General features: G+C 29.1%; 17 protein-coding genes and 1 pseudogene. 16 read left to right on the plus strand and 2 right to left on the minus strand.

What is annotated here, in order from left to right:
- From A6P36_RS01940 to A6P36_RS01975, 8 genes and pseudogenes are all read left to right on the plus strand, one after another.
- Positions 1–846, plus strand: a complete 846-nt coding sequence (locus A6P36_RS01940) for an L-ribulose-5-phosphate 3-epimerase (protein WP_066760524.1) — start codon at positions 1–3, stop codon at positions 844–846.
- 121 nt (positions 847–967) lie between these two features.
- On the plus strand, positions 968–2062 hold the full coding sequence (locus A6P36_RS01945; RefSeq protein WP_066760525.1) for a DUF871 domain-containing protein: 1095 nt from the start codon (positions 968–970) through the stop codon (positions 2060–2062).
- A 32-nt stretch (positions 2063–2094) separates the two neighbouring features.
- Positions 2095–3444, plus strand: a complete 1350-nt coding sequence (locus A6P36_RS01950; RefSeq protein ID WP_066760526.1) for a PTS sugar transporter subunit IIC — start codon at positions 2095–2097, stop codon at positions 3442–3444.
- Positions 3445–3462: 18 nt separating this feature from the next.
- Positions 3463–3990 carry a GrdB-related putative oxidoreductase gene (locus A6P36_RS01955; RefSeq protein WP_242861621.1) on the plus strand — a complete coding sequence of 176 codons (528 nt, stop codon included), beginning with the start codon at positions 3463–3465 and terminating at the stop codon, positions 3988–3990.
- Between the two features lie 72 nt (positions 3991–4062).
- A complete protein-coding gene (locus A6P36_RS01960; protein WP_066760527.1) occupies positions 4063–5019 on the plus strand; it encodes a N(4)-(beta-N-acetylglucosaminyl)-L-asparaginase in 957 nt (318 codons plus the stop codon).
- A 4-nt stretch (positions 5020–5023) separates the two neighbouring features.
- Positions 5024–6148 (plus strand): Sapep family Mn(2+)-dependent dipeptidase, encoded by a 1125-nt coding sequence (locus A6P36_RS01965; RefSeq protein ID WP_066760528.1) that lies wholly within the window; start codon positions 5024–5026, stop codon positions 6146–6148.
- 48 nt (positions 6149–6196) lie between these two features.
- Entirely contained in the window at positions 6197–6850 is a 654-nt protein-coding gene (locus A6P36_RS01970; RefSeq protein ID WP_066760529.1) for a Crp/Fnr family transcriptional regulator, read from the plus strand.
- Between the two features lie 77 nt (positions 6851–6927).
- Positions 6928–9363: pseudogene (locus tag A6P36_RS01975) on the plus strand (FAD-dependent oxidoreductase).
- A 31-nt stretch (positions 9364–9394) separates the two neighbouring features.
- Here A6P36_RS01975 and A6P36_RS01980 read toward each other — a convergent pair.
- On the minus strand, positions 9395–10717 hold the full coding sequence (locus tag A6P36_RS01980) for a 6-phospho-beta-glucosidase (RefSeq protein ID WP_066760530.1): 1323 nt from the start codon (positions 10715–10717) through the stop codon (positions 9395–9397).
- A 201-nt stretch (positions 10718–10918) separates the two neighbouring features.
- Here A6P36_RS01980 and A6P36_RS01985 point away from each other — a divergent pair, with 201 nt between their 5' ends.
- From A6P36_RS01985 to A6P36_RS02010, 6 genes are all read left to right on the plus strand, one after another.
- The gene (locus tag A6P36_RS01985; protein WP_066760531.1) at positions 10919–11221 is read left to right on the plus strand and encodes a PTS sugar transporter subunit IIB; all 303 of its coding nucleotides are present in this window, start codon (positions 10919–10921) and stop codon (positions 11219–11221) included.
- Positions 11222–11261: 40 nt separating this feature from the next.
- Positions 11262–12662 carry a PTS sugar transporter subunit IIC gene (locus A6P36_RS01990; protein WP_066760532.1) on the plus strand — a complete coding sequence of 467 codons (1401 nt, stop codon included), beginning with the start codon at positions 11262–11264 and terminating at the stop codon, positions 12660–12662.
- 80 nt (positions 12663–12742) lie between these two features.
- Positions 12743–12931: a multidrug transporter gene (locus tag A6P36_RS01995; protein ID WP_066760533.1), complete on the plus strand. Its 189-nt coding sequence runs from the start codon at positions 12743–12745 to the stop codon at positions 12929–12931.
- The gene (locus tag A6P36_RS02000; RefSeq protein ID WP_066760534.1) at positions 12928–14304 is read left to right on the plus strand and encodes a glycoside hydrolase family 1 protein; all 1377 of its coding nucleotides are present in this window, start codon (positions 12928–12930) and stop codon (positions 14302–14304) included. Before A6P36_RS01995 ends, A6P36_RS02000 begins: the two co-directional genes overlap by 4 nt.
- A complete protein-coding gene (locus A6P36_RS02005) occupies positions 14305–14742 on the plus strand; it encodes a DUF3284 domain-containing protein (protein ID WP_066760535.1) in 438 nt (145 codons plus the stop codon).
- A 204-nt stretch (positions 14743–14946) separates the two neighbouring features.
- Positions 14947–15717: a TraX family protein gene (locus tag A6P36_RS02010; RefSeq protein ID WP_066760536.1), complete on the plus strand. Its 771-nt coding sequence runs from the start codon at positions 14947–14949 to the stop codon at positions 15715–15717.
- A gap of 16 nt (positions 15718–15733) precedes the next feature.
- Here A6P36_RS02010 and A6P36_RS02015 read toward each other — a convergent pair whose 3' ends face one another.
- Complete coding sequence (locus A6P36_RS02015; protein ID WP_066760537.1) at positions 15734–16102, minus strand: DUF4180 domain-containing protein; 369 nt, start codon at positions 16100–16102, stop codon at positions 15734–15736.
- Positions 16103–16256: 154 nt separating this feature from the next.
- Between A6P36_RS02015 and A6P36_RS02020 the strand changes: the two genes are divergently transcribed.
- Together A6P36_RS02020 and A6P36_RS02025 are read left to right on the plus strand one after the other, a co-directional pair.
- Positions 16257–17123: an EamA family transporter gene (locus A6P36_RS02020; protein WP_066760538.1), complete on the plus strand. Its 867-nt coding sequence runs from the start codon at positions 16257–16259 to the stop codon at positions 17121–17123.
- A gap of 82 nt (positions 17124–17205) precedes the next feature.
- On the plus strand, positions 17206–17472 hold the full coding sequence (locus A6P36_RS02025) for a hypothetical protein (RefSeq protein WP_066760539.1): 267 nt from the start codon (positions 17206–17208) through the stop codon (positions 17470–17472).
- The last annotated feature ends 70 nt before the right edge of the window (positions 17473–17542 follow it).

Genomic DNA, 17542 nt, shown 5'->3' on the forward strand with positions numbered 1-17542 from the left:
ATGAAAAAATATTTATTGGGACAATATGAAAAGAGTATGCCTTCAAATTTAACTTGGGAAGAGAAACTTACATTAAATAAAGAATTCGGTTTTGATTATTTAGAAATTAGCATTGATGAAAAAGATGAAAAATTATCGAGATTAGATTGGACAAAAGAGGAAAGAAAAAATGTGTTAGATGCAATTTTTAAAACTGGTCAAAGAATAAACACCATGTGTTTAAGTGGACATAGAAGATTTCCTTTAGGACATTCAGACAAAGAAGTTCAAAATCGTTCCCTTGAAATAATGAAGAAAGCGGTTGATTTATCAAGTGATCTTGGAATTAGAATAATTCAACTAGCTGGGTACGATGTTTATTATGAAAAAGGAAGTGCTGAAACTAAAAAAATATTTGAGGAGAATCTAGAAAAATGTGTTTACATGGCTTCTCAAAAAGGAATAATTTTAGGTTTTGAAACTATGGAAACTCCTTTTATGGATACGGTTGAAAAGTCTATGGAATATGTGAATAAAATAAATAGTCCATACTTAGGAGTTTATCCAGATATAGGTAATCTTAAAAATGCAAGTCTTTTGTACAATAAAAGTGTGAGTGATGATATAAGAACTGGTAAGGGACATATTTTTGCAGCTCATTTGAAAGAAACAATTCCTAATCATTATAGAGAAATTGAATATGGAACAGGTCACACAGAATTTATAGAAAGTATAACTGCTTTAAAAGAAATTGGAGTTAGAATGTTCACAGGAGAATTTTGGTATGTAAACAATGATGATTGGAAAGATGTTTGCATTAATGCGGTGAAATTTTTGAGAGATAAACTTAATAGAGTATTTGGATAAATATTTAAAAAGATTGGAAAAATTTCCAATCTTTTTTTTGAAATTAAATGTTTATAGATTTGTATTTATATTTAATGTATAATTTTTATATGATGATAAAAAATTTTAAGGAGTTGGTAGTTTGTTTAGATTAGGAATATCTGTTTATCCAGAACATTGTAAAAGAGATGAAAATTTGGATTATATTGAGAAAGCAGGTAAATTGGGATTTAAAAGAGTATTTACTTGTTTGTTGAGTGTTAAAGATAAAAATAGAGATGAGTTAGTTCAAGAATTTAGAGAAGTGTGTGATATGGCACATAGATATGGGATGGAAGTTATTTTAGATATTAATCCAAATGTTTTTAAAAAGCTTGGAGTAAGCTATGATAATTTGGATTTATTTAAACATATGAATGCTGATGGAATAAGAATTGACGAGTGTTTTGATGGAAGAAAAGAGAGTTTGATGTCTTATAATAAACAAAATTTAAAAATAGAATTGAATGCTAGTATGGGAAGTAAATATTTAGATTGTGTTATGTCTTATTATCCAAACTTACAAAACATAATGACTTGTCATAACTTTTATCCACAAAGGTATACTGGATTGAGTTTAGAACATTTTGATGAATGTAATAAACAGATGAAAACGTATTCCTTAAAAACAGCAGCTTTTGTTTCAAGTCAAAATAAAAACTCTTTTGGACCTTGGCCTGTATATGAAGGATTACCAACTTTAGAAATGCATAGAGGATTACCAATATCTATTCAGGTGAGACATTTATTTGCAACAAGAATGATAGATGATGTAATTATAGGTAATGCTTTTGCTCTAGATGAAGAACTTTTTGAATGTTCGAAAATAGATCCGAGAATATTAACATTTGATATTGAATTTGAAAAAGAGCTTACGGATATTGAAAGAAATATTTTATATTTTGAGGACATGCATATAATTAGGGGAGATTTTAATGAAAATGTGGTACGTTCTTTAAAAACCAGAGATGTATTTAAAAATGAAAATTTAAAGCCAGCAAACACTAGAGATCTAAAAAGGGGAGACGTTGTTATATTAAATGATAATTATCCAAAATATAAATGTGAATTTCAAATAATTTTAAAAGATGTAGAGAATGATGGAAGAAGAAATGTTATTGGGAAAATACCTGAAAATGAACATATTTTATTGGATTATATAAAGCCATGGAGACCACTAAAATTTTTGGAAAGATAATTTAATTAATAAAAAAATAGGAGGAGAGAATTATGTTTAAGAAGATGGAATCATTTTTTATGTTTCTTGCTGAAAAGGTAGGAAGAAATAAATATTTATTATCTATAAGAGATGGTTTTCTTGTATCGATGCCATTATTGATAGCAGGGTCATTCTTCTTATTAATTGCCAATTTTCCTATACCAGGTTGGACAGAATTTTGGGGAAGAATTTTTGGTGAAAATTGGACAACATTTATGGTGAAGCCAACAGAGGCTACATTTAACATAATGGCTATAATTGTTGTAATGGCTATAGGTTATTCTTTTGCAGGTCATATGAAAGTTAATAAAATTTTTGGGGCTGCAATAAGTGTTGTGTCGTGGTTTTTATTAATGCCATATGAAGTTTTAGTAAAAGGAAGTCTTTTAATTTCAGGTGTGGATACGAATGTTTCTGGTATACCATTAAAGTGGGTTGGGTCTAGTGGATTGTTTGTTGGTATGATTGTCGCATTTTTAGCAGTTCACATATATGCTTTTGCGAATAGTAAAGGTTGGATAATAAAAATGCCAGATGGAGTGCCTCCAACTGTTATTCAAAGTTTTGCAGCTTTAATACCTGCTACGTTAGTTATTACAGTATTTTTCGTTATAAATATTATTTTCTCATTTACGCCTTTTGAAAATGCCTTTAATTTTGTGTTTGAAATGTTACAAATTCCATTATTAAATCTTGGAAATACAGTTTGGGCTATGGTAACAGCGTATATATTTGTTCATATTTTCTGGTTTATTGGAGTAAATGGTGGATCAGTTGTTGGGGCGGTTTATAATCCAATTTTACAAACTCTTGCAGCACAAAACTTAGAAGCATTTAGAACTGGTGAGCCTATACCTAACATTATTTCTCAACAATTTCAAGACTTGTTTGCAACTTTTGGAGGAGCAGGATCAACTTTATCATTATTGATAGCGATGCTTTTATTTTGTAGATCAAAGAGGATTAAAAATTTAGGAAAGTTATCTCTTGCTCCTGGAATATTTGGAATAAATGAGCCGATTATATTTGGACTTCCAATTGTTTTAAATCCTATTATGTTTGTTCCATTTTTACTTGTTCCTACATTTAACATTGTTGTTTCATATATCGTTATGAAAATAGGTCTGGTTCCATATCCAAGTGGAGTGCCTATAACTTGGACGACACCAATTATTGTTTCAGGATTTTTATCAACAGGATGGACTGGAGCTGTGCTTCAAGTTTTACTTTTAATAGCGGGAGTATTTATTTACATGCCATTTATAAAAATTATGGATAAACAATTTATTAAAGAAGAAATGAAGGAAATTGAGGATAAAGATACTATCACAGAAGAAGATTTATCTTTTGATGATGTTTAAATATAGGGGGTTGTTATTTTGATAAAAGTAATTATGTTTTTTGACCAAATACAATCTGGATTTGGAACAAAAGATGATAAAATGATTTCTCTAGGAGGAAGTAAGGAGCTTTTAGGACCCGCCGTTACTTTATCTCCAATGTTAAAAGAGATAGATGCAAAAGTTGTTGCTTGTTTTTATTGTGGCAATGGAACTTATTTTGAAGACCCAGAAGAAATTAGTAGAAAAATTTGTGCTAAGTTAGATAAGTTAAATCCAGATATAGTTATTTGTGGACCTTCATTTAATTACGAAGATTATTCAAAGATGTGTGCAAAGATTTGTTATGATATAAATACTAAGACTAAAGTTAAATCTTTTGCAGCTATGTCAAAAGAGAACGAAGAAATTATTTCTGAGTATAAAGATAAAATTTTAATAGTTGAAACTCCGAAAAAAGGAGGAGTTGGATTAAATGATTCTTTCAGAAATATTGTAAGCGTTGTGAAAAAATTACATGATGGTAAGGATTCCGAAACTATAAGAAATGAATCTTGTTTTAAATAAAATTTTAAATGCCATTTTGCTTTAAGGTGAAATGGCTTAAATTATATGATTTTAATTCTAGGAGGAAAAAATATGTGGGGAATGATTGCGACTTGGAGAATGGCACTAGAAGGAATAACAAAAGGAGCAGAGCTTTTAGAAAATGGAAAATGTGCAGGTGATGCAATAGAGGAAGCTATTAAGGAGGTTGAAGATTTTCCTTATTATAAATCTGTTGGATATGGAGGGCTTCCAAATGAAGAAATGGAAGTTGAACTTGATGCAGCTTATATGGATGGAGATACTTTAGATGTTGGATGCGTTGCGGCTATAAAAGATTTTAAAAATCCAATATCAATTGCTAGAAGATTGAGTATTGAAAAAGTTAACAGTATGTTAGTTGGAGCAGGAGCTGAAAAGTTTGCTCATAAAGAAGGCTTTGAGAGAAAAAATATGTTAAGCGATAGAGCTAAGATTCACTATGAAAACAAAATTAAAAAATTAAAAAAAGAAGATATTGTTCCTTATGATGGACATGATACTGTTGGAATGGTTTCGCTTGATAAAAATAGAAAGATGGTTGTAGGTACTTCAACAAGTGGACTTTTTATGAAGAAAAAAGGAAGAGTTGGAGATTCTCCAATTGCTGGCTCAGGTTTTTATGTTGATAGTGAGATTGGTGGAGTTACGGCTACGGGACTTGGAGAAGATCTTATGAAATGTTGTATTTCATATGAGGTTGTTAGGCTTATGGGGGAAGGATTTTCTCCTCAAGAAGCTTGTGATAGAGCAGTTAGTAAATTTGATGCGAAACTTAAAAGTAGACGAAATAAAGCTGGAGACATGTCAATCGTTGCCATGAATAATAAAGGTGAGTGGGGAGTTGCTACAAACATTGAAGGATTTTCTTTTGCTGTTGTAACAGAGAATGAACCTCCAAAGGTATATTTAACAAAAATTATTAATAATAAATGTGTGCATGAAGTTGCAAGTAAAGAATGGTTAGATGATTATATGAAAACAAGGACAATGCCATTAGAAAGGAAATAATTTTATGGAAGAGAAGATTTTATCAAAAGTTGATGAGTTGAAGGATGAAATCATAAATGGAATTTTGGAAGTTGTAAAAATTCCAAGTATAAAATCACAAAAAGAAGAAGATGCTCCTTTTGGTGTGGGAATTAGAGATTCTTTGTTAAAAGCATTGGAGATTAGTGAGAGACTTGGTTTTCGTACGAAAAATCTTGAAAATTATATTGGATATGCTGAGTACGGTGAGGGAGAAAAATATATTTGCTCTATTGGTCATCTAGATGTTGTTGATGTTGGTGAAGGGTGGAAAGAGCATCCATTTAGCGGATATTTAGAAAATGGTGTTATATATAGTCGTGGAATTTTAGATAATAAAGGTCCTATTATGAGTTGTCTTTATGCAATGTACGTACTCAAAGAATTGGAGGTTGAGCTTGAACTTCCAATAAGAATTATTTTTGGATGTGATGAAGAGTCTGGAGAGTTTGAAGATTTAAAATATTATCTTAAAAATGAAAATCCTCCTATAATGGGGTTTACTCCTGATTGTAAATATCCCGTTGTGTATTCTGAGAGAGGTAGAGCTATTTTAACAATTTTTACTGACAATAAATACACAGATGAGTTTTTTGAATTTTTAAATTTATATTTTTTAAATTCAAAAAATTTAGGAGAAAGACTTGGAATTGATTTTGAAGATGAGGAATATGGAAAATTGGAATTTAGAAATTATAAACTTCAAAGTGATGAGGGAAAAATTAAATTTGAAGTTGTAATAAGTTATCCTTTTGGAACTGATTGTGAAAAAATTATTGAAAAGGTAAATGAAAAGATTGAAAAATTTAGTGGGCTTAATGCTAAAATTTTAAATAAATTTCTTCCAGTTAAATTTCCAAAAGAAAACTATATGATAAAATCTCTTCAAAAAGCTTATGAATATGTTACAGGCTTAGATGGAACTCCTGTAACAACTTCCGGAGGAACTTATGCGAAGATGATGCCTAATATTGTTCCTTTTGGTCCAAGTTTTCCTGGACAAAAAAATATAAGTCACAATCCAAATGAATATATGAGTATCCAAGATATTTTGACGAATGTAAAAATTTATGCTATAAGTTTTTATAAATTAGCTGGAAAAAAATTATGATTTGAGTTTTGAAAACTTATATCGTTCCTTAAAGTTTTGGAGTATGAAATGAATTTTAAGTTATTTTTACCATTTTGGAATCGACTTAGTGCTCTTGATCAAAAAATTATTGTTGAAAATTCTAGAGAAATTTTATATGAGAAAGATTATTTGATTTTGAGTGATGAGAATTATGGTTTTCTAATTGCTAAAGATGGCAAGTTTAGGGTATATATTATGAATGAAGGAAAAGAAATTACATTATATCGCTTATATCAATATGATATGTGTTTTTTATCTGCAAATTGTATTTTTAATAGTATTAATTTTGAAGTGATGCTTAAGACACAAGAAAAGAGCATTGCTATTTGGATTCCTTCAAATATATACAAAAATATTATGAGTAAGTATGTTTGTGTCTCTAATTATACAAATGAGTTAATGGCAAATAGATTTTCAGAAGTTATGTGGCTTCTTAATCAGGTTTTGTACAAGAAAATGGATCAAATAGTTGCTACCTTTTTGTTAGAAGAATTAAATTATTTTGAAAATAATAAGCTAATGATTACTCATGAGCAAATTGCAAATCATTTGGGAAGTGCAAGAGAGGTTATAAGTCGATTGTTAAATTATTTTCAAAAAGAGGGAATTGTTAAAAGCTCTAGAGGAATTATAACTATAATTGACAAAGAAAAGTTAATGAAAGTATCTAATGGGAAGTAAGTGTATGTGATATTGTCACATACACTTTTTAATTTTTGTGATATTATCTACGAATAGTTTTTGAGAAAGGGTTGTAGATAGTGAAAGTAATAATAATTGGAGGAGTTGCTGGTGGAGCAACTACGGCTGCAAGATTAAGGAGAGTAAATAAAGATGCTGAAATTTTAGTTTTTGAAAAAGGTTCGTATATTTCTTATGCAAATTGTGGATTGCCATATCACATTTCTGGTGTAATTGAAAATAGAGAGAATTTATTATTGACTACACCAAGAGATATGAAATTGAGATTTAATATTGATGTAAAAGTTGAAAATGAAGTAATTCAAATTTTGCCAAATGAAAAGAAGGTTAAAATTAAAGATTTAAAAAGCAATGAAATTTATGAAGAAAATTATGATAAATTAGTTATTTCAACAGGGTCTACTCCATTAAAACCTCCAATAGACGGAATAAATAGTGATAGAGTTAAAACTCTTTGGACAATTCCAGATATGGATAATATCAAAAAATTTATTTCAGATAAAAATGTGAAGGATGCAATTGTTGTTGGTGGTGGATTCATTGGAGTTGAAATGGCTGAGAATTTACATCATTTAGGAATTAATGTCAGTATTGTTGAGAAAAATAATCAGCTATTAAGTAATGTAGATTTTGAAATGGCACAATTTGTTCATCAAAATATTAATTCTTATGGAGTGAATTTATATTTAGGAAAGGGCGTTACGAAATTTGAAGATATTAATAATGGGATAAATATTTTTTTAGATGATGGAACAATTATTAAAAGTGATATGGTAATTTTGTCTATCGGAATTAAACCAAACAGTAAGCTTGCAGAAGAGGTCGGTATAAATTTAAATAATAGAGGAGGAATTATTGTTGATGAATATTTAAGAACTAATATTGAAGATATATACGCAGTTGGTGATGTAATAGAGGTAGATCATTTTATAGATAAGGAAAAGACGATGATTCCATTAGCTGGACCAGCAAATAAACAAGGAAGATTATTAGCTGATACAATAAGTGGAAATTTAAAATCTTATAGAGGAACTCAAGGAACTAGTATTGTTAAAGCTTTTGATTTGGTTGTAGCAGGAACTGGATTAAATGAAAAGCAATTAACTTCAAAGGGATTTGTTCTTCATAGAGATTATGAAACTGTTATTATTCAACAAAATTCTCACGCTGGATATTATCCAAATGCAACTCCATTAACAATAAAGGTTATGTTTGATAAGAGAGAAAATATTTTAGGTGCGTCTATTGTTGGAATGGATGGAGTTGATAAAAGAATAGATGTTATTTCAACAGTAATAGGTTTAGGTGGAAAATTTAGAGATTTAATGAATTTAGAATTGGCATATGCTCCACCATTTTCATCAGCCAAAGATCCTGTTAATATGGTTGGATATGTTGCTGAAAACATTATAGATGGAAAAGCAACATTCATTACACCCAAAGAATATGACGAAATAAAAGATGAGGTAATTGTTCTTGATGTTCGTGAAAATATAGAGAGAGAAGTTGATTATATAGAGAACTCAAAACATATTCCATACGGAGAATTGAGAACAAGGTATAATGAACTTGATAAAAATAAATTAATTATTGTTTATTGCGCAGTAGGTGTGAGAGCGTATAATAGTGCGATAATTTTAAATCAAAAAGGTTTTACAAATGTGAAAATATTAAGTGGTGGATTTGGTTTTTATAAAAATTATAAGTTTAAGGTTAAAAATGAAATGAAAAATAATTTTGTTCAAGAAAGTAAAATAAAAGAGAAAATTTTTTTAGATTGTAGTGGTCTTCAATGTCCTGGTCCAATTTTAAAATTAAGCGAAAGCATTAAAAGCTTAAAAGATGGTGAAATTATAAAAGTTGCTGCAAGTGATATGGGATTTTGCAGTGATGTTGAATCTTGGTGCAAGAAAACGAACAATTTTGTTTTGAAAAAAGAACGAGATGGTTTTAAAAATATTGTATATATTCAAAAAGGATCTTTGGAAAAATCTCCAGATAAATTTGAAATTGTCCAAAAGGATGAGGGACAAACGATTGTTGTATTTAGTGGTGATTTAGATAAAGTGTTAGCATCATTTATTATTGCAAATGGAGCTGTGTCTTTAGGAAAACAAATAACTATGTTTTTCACTTTTTGGGGACTTAATGCTTTAAGGAAAAATCAAAAAGTTAATGTAAAAAAATCTTTCTTAGATAAAATGTTTTGTATGATGATGCCAAGAGGATCTAAAAAATTAAAATTATCTAAAATGAATTTTGGTGGTTTAGGTACAAAAATGATGAGAAAAGTTATGAATGACAAAAATGTAGATTCTTTAGAAAATTTAATGAAGTCAGCAATTAAAAATGGTGTTCGTATTGTAGCTTGAACAATGTCTATGGATGTTATGGGAATCAAAAAAGAAGAGTTGATTGATGGCATTGAGTATGCGGGAGTTGCTAGTTATTTTTCAGATGCACATGACTCTAAAGTAAATTTATTTGTATAAAAAATGTAGATCATATTTGAGCTACATTTTTTTATTTGAACTGTGGTAAATAGTCTTTGTGAGCTTCTATAAGTTCATCAATAACTACATTTGCAATTTTATCACTTGGACATAGAGGATTTAAGTTTAATGCTGCTATAGCTAAATTTTTATCTCCTGTAACAGCTGCTTCAGCAACCATTCTTTCAAATGATTTTATCATGTGAACGTAACCACTTATCGGAAGTTTTAAATTTCCAGTTGATAATGGTTTAGGTCCGTCAGAAGTAATGCGACAAGCAATTTCAACAGCACTATTTTGTGGTAAATCTGAAATAGCTCCATTATTTTTTACATTTACATATTGAATGTCACCAGTATTATTATAAATACTTTGAATTAAATTACATGCTGCATCAGAATATTTTGCACCACCACGTTGTGAAAGTTGTTCTGGTTTTTCTTGAAGCTCTTCTTGTTTATAAATTTCAAAAAGTTCTTCTTCGGTTTTGTAGACAACCTCTCCACGAACAGTTCCTGTTTTAAATTGTTCAAGTTCTTCTTCTAATTGTTCTTTTGTGAAGAAGTAATAGTTGTGATAAGGACAAGGTATTGCATTTAAACCTTTTATAAAAGATGGTGAATATGGCAATGATACAAAATTTTTCATTTGAATTGTATCTTCTTTAGTTAGGTTTGCATATTTTTCTAGCAGTTCTTCAAATCTAGATTGTCCTTTTACAAATACATCTGTTGCAAAAATAAAATGGTTTGTTCCTTGAATCTCCATAGTGACATCGTTTTCGTCAGCGTTAAGCATCTTGGAAAAACCTTCAATCATATTAACAGGAACATTACAAAGTCCAATTGCTTTTTTAAAGTTTGTATACTGTAAAATTGCTTCAGTTATTATACCAGTTGGATTTGTGAAATTAATAAGCCAAGCCTCAGGACAAAGCTCTTCCATGTCTTTTACTATATCTAAGATAACTGGGATTGTACGGAAAGCTTTAAACATTCCACCAGCTCCATTTGTTTCTTGACCAATAATGCCATGACTTAGAGGAATACGTTCATCAAGTATACGAGCAGGCAAACGACCAACACGCATTTGAGTAGTAACGAAAGTTGCATTTTTAAGTGCTTCTCTACGATCGTAGCTTAAAATTATATTCATAGGAATTCCTGCTTTTTTAACCATACGTTTTGCAAGAGCTCCAACAATTTCTAATTTTTCACGTCCAGCTTCAATATCTACAAGCCACAATTCATTAATAGGTAAAGAATCATATCGTTTTATAAATCCTTCAACTAATTCTGGAGTATAACTACTTCCTCCACCTATAGTTACAATTTTAATGAAATCTTTTTTCATAAGAAGTACCTCCTGATGAAGAAAAAATTAAATAATATCTATTTATCGTTATAGCACATAGGCATAAGTGTGTCTATAAATTTTTGTAAAAAAGAAAGAGTTTATAAACTTTCGAATTAGAAAACGGTTGCAAAAATAAATGAAATATGGTATTTTGTAGTCTATGGGTGGTTTTGCCACAAAAAAAGGAGGAATGTTATTATGGTTAAAATTTTACTTGTATGTTCAGCGGGAATGTCAACTAGTTTGATGGTTAATAAAATGAAAGATTCTGCGAAAGCGAAAGGAATCGAAGCAGAAATTTGGGCAGTATCTGATGCGGAGGCTGCTGATAATTTGCCAAATGCAGATATTTTAATGTTAGGACCACAGGTTCGTTTTTTGGAATCTAAAATGAAAGAAATTGCTGGAGATAAACCTGTTACGGTTATTGATATGCAAGCTTATGGAACAATGAATGGAGAAAAAGTTTTAGAACAAGCTTTAGGTTTACTTGGTAAATAAATTGTATAGTTATGGTTCATAAAGAAAGGATTATAATTTTATGAATGGTTTTTTAACATGGATGGAAAAACATTTTATGCCAGTAGCAGCTAAAATAGGAGGACAAAAACATTTAGTTGCTATTCGTGACGCATTTGTTTCCATTATGCCTGTTACTATGGTTGGTAGTATAGCGGTATTATTGAATGTATTTTTAAGAGATCTTCCAAATACTTGGTTTGGTACTGGAAATAAGTTTGTACAGTCTGTACAGCAATTAATAAATATAAATGGTAATATTTATTTTGGGTCTATTTTTGTACTCGGGTTAGTTTTTACGTTTTCCTTGGGTTATCAGATTGCAAATATATATGGTGTAAATCCTATAGCAGGTGGGGTTGTAGCTTTTTCTGCTGTAGTTACAACTATGAATCAAAGTATCATATTTGATTATGTTTTACCTGGGGTTAGTGCATCTTCGCTTGATGCTTTAAAATCTTTAGGATTGAATGTAGGGTTAAGTGTTGATAAAACAGGTGTTTCACTCTTGGGAGTTAGTGATTCAGGGTACTTAAGTCAATCATATATAGGTGCCTCTGGGATATTTACATGTCTTATTGTAGGATTTATATCTTCAATGATATATGTTAAATTGATGTTGAAAAAAATTACTATAAAGCTTCCATCTTCTGTTCCGCCAGCAGTAAGTAATTCTTTTGCAGCTATTATACCTGGAACGATAGCTATTTATACTTTTGGAGTTATAACACAAATTTGTATAGCAACCACAGGATTATATCCAAATGATTTAATTGTAAAATGGATTCAAGAACCACTACTTTTTTTATCACAAGGATTTTTTAGCGTTGTTTTAATTGCGTTTTTGATTCAGTTGTTTTGGTTTTTTGGTCTTCATGGTCATAATGTTCTTGCGCCCATACTTGAAGGAATATATTCAACTGCATCGTTAAGGAATTTAGAGCATTGGAATTTATTCCAAACAGTTAATGATATGCCTTTTTCGTGGACTAGGGGATCGTTTGATGCCTATGCACAGATGGGTGGGGCCGGAGCAACATTAGGACTTTTGATTGCAATATTTATTTTTTCTAAGAGGAATGATGTTAAGACTATTGCTAAATTGTCTGCACCAATGGGTGTATTTAATATCAATGAACCCATAATTTTTGGGTTACCTATAGTTTTAAATACTCTTTATATGATACCTTGGCTTATTGTACCACCTATTTGTGTAGCTGTAGCGTATTTATTTACTACTGTTGGAATCATTCCTCCAGTCTTTGTTCAAGTTCCTTGGGTAATGCCTGTAGGAGTATATGCTTTTTTTGCGACAGGTGGAAATATTTTAGCAGCAGGGGTTGCTATTTTAAATTTATTTATTTCATTTTTAATATGGACACCATTTGTTTTACTTGCAAATAGAATGGAGAATAAGAAATAGTTAGTAAGAAATATTTTTGCAGGTTGGAGTAGTCCTTCCTGCTTTTATATTATTTTGATGAAATTTTGAAAGGTTCGTTTATGAGTAAACAGGAAAAGCAACAAGGTTCGTGGAAGTTGTTTTTAATAAGTATAGGATTATTGTTTATAATGGTTGCTCCTAAAACTCAAACTCCAATGCTTATGATTATTGGAGGATTAATTATTGTTCTTATGGGAGTTATTATGCTTAGGAAAGATAGAGTTAAAGAGAGGAGAAATAAAAAATGATAAAATTTCCAGAAGGATTTTATTTTGGAAGTGCTACAAGCTCAACTCAAAGTGAAGGAGCTCACACTGATGATTTAAAAGGAAAAGATATTTGGGATATTTGGTATGAGGAAGAGCCTTATAAATTTTTTGATGGGATAGGGCCACAAGACACTTCAACATTTTATAAAAATTATAAAAGTGATATTCAATTATTAAAAAAGGTTGGACATAATTCTTTTAGAACTTCTATTAGTTGGTCAAGATTATTTCCTCAAGGATTTGGAAAAATTAACGAAGATGCAGTTAAGTTTTATAGAAATGTTTTTGAAGAATTGAAAAGAAATGATATAGAACCATTTGTAAATTTATTTCACTTTGATATGCCATACGAATTACAAAAAATTGGTGGTTGGGAAAATAGAAAAGTTGTTGACTATTACAGAGAGTACGCTAAAAAATGTTTTGAGTTGTTTGGTGATATCGTAAAAAGATGGTTTACTTTTAATGAGCCAATTGTACATGTTGAGTGTGGATACTTGCTTTGTTATCATTATCCATGTAAGGTTGATCCAAAGGCAGCAGTTCAAGTTGCGTACCATACAGCTTTAGCAAGTGCTTTTGCAATCAAAGAATATCACGAATTAAATCAGGGTGGAAAAATTGGAATTGTACTTAACTTAACGCCAGCTTATCCAAGAAGTCAAAATGAAGCTGATGTTAAAGCATCAAATATTGCAGAATTATTTGCTAATAAAAGTTTCTTAGACCCAGCTATAAAAGGTGAGTATGATCAAGAACTAATTGACATTATAAAGAAACATAATTTAATGCCTGAGTATACTCAAGAAGATTTAAGTATTATAAAAAATAATACGGTAGACTTTTTAGGAATTAATTATTATCAGCCAGTTCGTGTTTGTGCAAAAGCACATCTTCCAAATCCAGAAGCTCCATTTATGCCAGATTATTATTATGACCACTATGTAATGCCAGGAAGAAGAATGAATCCTTATCGTGGTTGGGAAATTTATCCTAAAGGAATTTATGATATTGCCATAAATATTAAAAACAATTACGGAAATATTGAGTGGATGATAACAGAAAATGGAATGGGCGTAGAGAACGAAGAGAGATTTAGAAAAGATGGAATGATTCATGATGATTATCGTATAGATTTTTACAAAGAACATCTAACTTGGCTTCATAAAGGAATCGAAGAAGGAAGTAATTGTATTGGATATCACGTTTGGACATTTATTGATTGTTGGAGTTGGATAAATGCTTATAAAAATCGTTATGGACTTATAGAGCTTGATTTAGAAACTCAAGAGAGAAGAATCAAAAAATCTGGACAATGGTTTAAAGAGTTGAGTGAAAAGGGCGGTTTCTAAATGATTCAAGTTAAAGAAAGATTGTATGTTGATGTAAATGAATTTTTTAATCAACTTGAAATATCAATTGCATATGATATTGAACAGGCAACTGGTAAAAAGATAAAGCCTTATAAAGGATATAAATATAAGAAGGTTATGAAAAATAAAGTTGGACGTAAAGGTGAAGTTGAAGTTGTAATAACAGAATTAAATCCTCCAAAATGTTATAGCGCATCTTTTAAATCAATTAACGGAATTAATAAAATTAGCTATACTATTGAAGAAATTGAAGAGTATTGTATTGATGTAACTTATTGTGAAGAATTTGAAGGAAACTCAAAAAGTATAGATATGAATTTTAAATTCATGCAATTTTTCTACAAAAGAAGGGCAAAGAAACGTGCTTCAAAAATTTTAAGAGCAATTGAAAGTTATCTTAGACAAAATAATAATTGAGATTTAAACAGAAAATCATTAAGGTTTTCTGTTTAATTTTTTGTTTGAAATTTTTGTAGTATTTGAAATTTTTGTAGTATAATATTTTAGTATAAGAAATTGTATCCCTACAAATGATAAAATGTATTTTTATATGAAAATATGATTTAGAATATATTTTTTTGGACGATAAAGTAAGATATAGAAATTAAGGAGGAATACCTAATGGATAATATAACGACAGAAAGTGGCAGGGTGTTTGAAACTACGGCCTTTCAACTTAGAATTATAGCAATATTTGCTATGATTATGGATCATTCTTACAAAATTGCTGGAATTGGTGGAGAATTTATGACGATTATAGGAAGATTGGCTTTTCCTATATTTGCTTTCCAAATAGCTGAGGGGTATGCGTACACTAAAGATTTTAAAAGTTATTTAAAAAAGTTGTTGTTTTTTGCGATTATATCAGAAATACCATTTAATATTACCTCACCATTTGGGGCAATATTTGATCCTTTCCATCAAAATGTTTTATGGACTTTTCTTATAGGATTAATTGTTTTGAGAGTAATAGATATAATAAAAAATAATAATAAAAGTAATATATTGATAGCTATACAAATTGTTTTAGTATCTATGATAGGATACTTTGTAGGTAATATTTTAGCGGTTGACTATTCAGGTATTGGAGTTTTAACAATTGTAGTATTTTCTTTAACTAGAAATTGCAGATACAAATATATAATGCAGTTAGTCGCATTTGCAGTTTTAAATTCATTGTTGCTAGGCCATAGTATACCAGTTAATATTTTTGGTTTGATGATTGCGATTCCAATACAATTATTTGCATTATTTGCATTGATACCGATTTGGTTATATAAAGGTAAACAAGGATATTATTCTAAGAATTGGTCAAGATTTTGTTATTGGTTTTATCCAGTACACCTCATAGTTTTATTTTTAGTTACTTATTTTGGTCACTCGTTTTTTTAACGAGTGATTTTTTTATTTATAAATTTTGTTTTAGCTTTTTTATAGCTTCTTCTTGTGTATTTACAAAAAATATATTTTTTCCTGAGTTACTTTCATATATAAAATCTTTTAGTGGTTTACTTGTGTATTTTGAGTAATCTCCATAAATTGCAATTTTGAATCCATAGTTTATAAATTTTTGCAAAATTTCTCCAGCTATGCCGGTACTTAGTATGAAAAAATCTTCACATATATTATCTTTATTGATTATGATTCTGTTAGATTTTGTTTCATATTCTACAGTCATAATTAAATCTAGAGCTGATTGAGCATCTGTTATTAATTTTTCATTACTTGAAATAATTGCTATGTTTATTTTGTTTTCTGTTATTGTTGTAATATTCATTTGTTCTCTCCTAAAATAAAAATTTTGTTTTGTATTTTATGATTATTTTTAATGATTGTCAATATTAAAAAGGCACACATTTTATATGTGTGTTTTTTTGTTTTAAATATTATGTGATAAAATTTATATGTTATAAATTTGGTGGAGAAGTTTTATGTGGATTGTTATGTCAATTTTATCAGCGTTTTTTGGTGGAATAAATTCAATTTTAGCAAAATGTGGAATTAAAGAAACAGATTCAGATGTTGCGACGGGAATAAGAACAATAATAGTATTGCTGTTCTCATTTATTATAGTTTTAATTACGGGTTCAATAAATTCAATTAAATTTGTTAGTTTAAATGATTATATATTTTTAATTTTATCCGGCGTTACAACTGGATTTTCTTGGATCTTTTATTTTAAAGCATTATCAATTGGAGATGTTAACAAGGTTGTTGCTATTGATAAATTAAGTGTAGTTTTAAGTATAATTTTTGCTATTGTTTTGTTTAATGAAACAAATAATATTTTGATTAAGTTATTTGGGATAATTTCTATTTTGATTGGAACAATTTTTATGATAGAGATGAAAAGTTCTATGAATAATTTTAAAAAGCAAACTGGTATTATTTATGCATTTTTATCTGCAATTTTTGCATCTTTAACTTCAATACTCGCAAGGTTTGGAATAAATGATATTGATTCAAATTTAGGAACTTTTATTAGAACCATTATTGTTTTGATAATATCATGGATTATTATTTTTAATGGAAGAAAACAAAAGGAAATTCATAAAGTTAATAGGAGAGAATTTTTGTTTATTTGTTTATCAGGAGTTGCAACTGGTTGTTCGTGGTTATGTTATTATTATGCTATAAAACATGGTATTGTTAGTGTTGTTATTCCTATTGATAAGTTAAGTATTTTGGTTTCCATACTGTTTTCATTTATTGTATTTAAAGAAAGATTGACTAAAAAATCTTTATTGGGTTTGAGTTTAATAATAGTTGGAACATTTGTAATGACTATATTTTTTTGATACATACAAAAAAGTAAGTAATTTATAACGATTCAAATATTTTTTATAATAAAGATGGAAGGTGATTTAGGAGGGATTAGAATTGAAAATTTTAGAAGCTATTATGTTGATTTGTTTTGGTATGGCGTGGCCATTTTCTATTATTAAGTCATTTAAATCTAAGTCAACCAATGGTAAAAGCATAGTATTTCTTATAGTGTTAATTATTGGATATGTTGCAGGTATTATTAATAAAATTCTCTATAGTAATGACATTGTTTTGTATTTATATATTTTAAATTTATCTATGGTTTCTATTGATGCTATTTTGTGGTTTAGGAATAAAAAATATGAAAAATTGAAAAATTAATTTTCACGACTTGCCAATTTTGGTAAGTCTTTTTTATTTAGAAATACTTTAAATAAATTTTCATATAAAA

The organism is Candidatus Arthromitus sp. SFB-turkey, assembly GCF_001655775.1.
Classification (GTDB): Bacteria; Bacillota; Clostridia; order Clostridiales; family Clostridiaceae; genus Dwaynesavagella; species Dwaynesavagella gallinarum.